Raw genomic sequence first — 1,738 nt, 5'->3', positions numbered from 1 at the left:
TCTATATATCTTTTTACCTCTTCAAGCTTCCCACTACCAATAAAGGTTTTAGGATGTGGTTTTTCAACATTCTGCACAAATCTCTTTACAGAAACCCCACCCGCTGTTTTTACTAAAAACTCTAATTCATCCAAAAACTCTTTCGCCTTCAAATCATTTTGATGTTGGGTGATTACCCCAATCAAGACGGTTTTCTCAGATGTAACTTTCTTCTTATCAATCATGCTACAAATGTACGATTTTTGTGAAAGAGCCAAGACAAATTAAATACACTTACTTTCTACTTATTTAATTAGCAATTGAACCTCCCTGTTTGATTTAATTATGTACTTTAGATTTTTACCCACAATACTACTTAATGACCCTATCTCCTATCTCTATTGCTTTCTATAATGTTGAAAATTTATTTGATACTGAAGACAGCCCACATACCCTTGACCGGGAATTTACTCCGAAAGGAAAAAAGAAATGGGGTCCTTATCGTTACCAACTAAAAGTTGAAAAACTTGGAAAAGCCATTACTCGTATTGGGGAAGATCATTCGCAACTTCCACCTATTTTTATCGGCTTAGCAGAAGTTGAAAACAGCACCGTTCTTGACGATTTATTAAAATCTGATGCCCTGCAATATTTACCTTATGATTATGTGCATTACGACTCTCCGGATGAAAGAGGAATTGACACTGCGTTATTATTCAACAAAGATCAATTTGAACTGTTAGAATCCAAAGCAATTCCAATCATTGTATACGACTCTAACAACGTTAGAGATTATACAAGAGATATTCTTTATGTAAAAGGGAAATTGAATGATGAAATTATTCATATTTATGTGAATCATTGGCCTTCTAAAAGATCTGGTTTTGATGAAACGCGTAAAAAAAGAATTGAAATTGCTGCAATCTAGCATCAAGAAATAGACAGAATTGAAGAAGCGAATCCAAAAATTGTAATTATGGGCGATTTTAATGACAACCCTGATGACGATAGCATACAAAAACACTTGGTGAATGAAAATTTCCGAAATCCCAGTTTAGAACTCTATAAAAATGGACAGGGAGCCTCTAAGTTTTATGGGCAATGGATGCTCTTTGATCAAATCATTTTATCAAAAAACTTTTTTGAGTCTGAGCCGAATAAGTTCACCTTTCAAAAAGCACATATTTTTAATGTTCCCTTTCTAACAAATCCTAGAGGTAGACACAAATACGAACCCTTTAGAACCTATTCCGGAAAATACTACCAAGGTGGTTATAGTGACCATTTCCCGGTATATGTTCTACTAAAAAACAAAGCATAAAAAAAGCCCGAACTCTATTTTTAGTTCGGGCTTAATGCGTTATTAATTTTGTTACTTTTTAATTACCTTAACTGGTATAGAAAACTTTTTGTTTTTCAAATCTTCAGAAGCTTTTACTACGGACTGGTAGTTCAACCTAGTTTTGATAAAATTAATTATTCTCTCGTCTTTTGAAACAACCATAAGGACCACTATTTCTCCTTTTTGGTTCACTAAAAACTCAACTTTCGCTGAGATAATTCTTTCATTTTCTAAAAAATCAGGATGATCTAATAATCTTTCGATTTCACTTCTTAATTTTTCATTGATTGTCATTGTTTCAGGATTTGCTGCAATCGTTGCAACGGTTCCTAAAACTAGGGCGAACATTACTAAAATGATTTTTTTCATAATTTCTAATTTCTGTTACAAAGATACTTTCAACCTCAAAATAAAAAG

Annotated in this window: 1 protein-coding gene and 2 pseudogenes; 1 reads left to right on the top strand and 2 read right to left on the bottom strand. The window is 33.0% G+C overall.

Annotated features, from left to right (window positions below; translation table 11 throughout):
• Nucleotides 1–224, bottom strand: a pseudogene (locus P8H68_RS12635) (GTPase HflX); the annotation flags it as partial.
• A gap of 134 nt (nucleotides 225–358) precedes the next feature.
• Here P8H68_RS12635 and P8H68_RS12630 point away from each other — a divergent pair.
• Nucleotides 359–1,300 (top strand): annotated as a pseudogene (locus P8H68_RS12630) (endonuclease/exonuclease/phosphatase family protein).
• Nucleotides 1,301–1,351: 51 nt separating this feature from the next.
• Here the strand turns inward: P8H68_RS12630 and P8H68_RS12625 are convergent.
• On the bottom strand, nucleotides 1,352–1,690 hold the full coding sequence (locus tag P8H68_RS12625; RefSeq protein ID WP_300325788.1) for a hypothetical protein: 339 nt from the start codon (nucleotides 1,688–1,690) through the stop codon (nucleotides 1,352–1,354).
• Nucleotides 1,691–1,738 lie beyond the last annotated feature (48 nt).

It is taken from the genome of Flavicella sp. (assembly GCF_029238425.1).
Taxonomy (GTDB): Bacteria; Bacteroidota; Bacteroidia; order Flavobacteriales; family Flavobacteriaceae; genus Flavicella.
The sequence above is the reverse complement of the archived record's forward strand: the minus strand, read 5'-3'. Positions and strand labels throughout refer to the sequence as shown.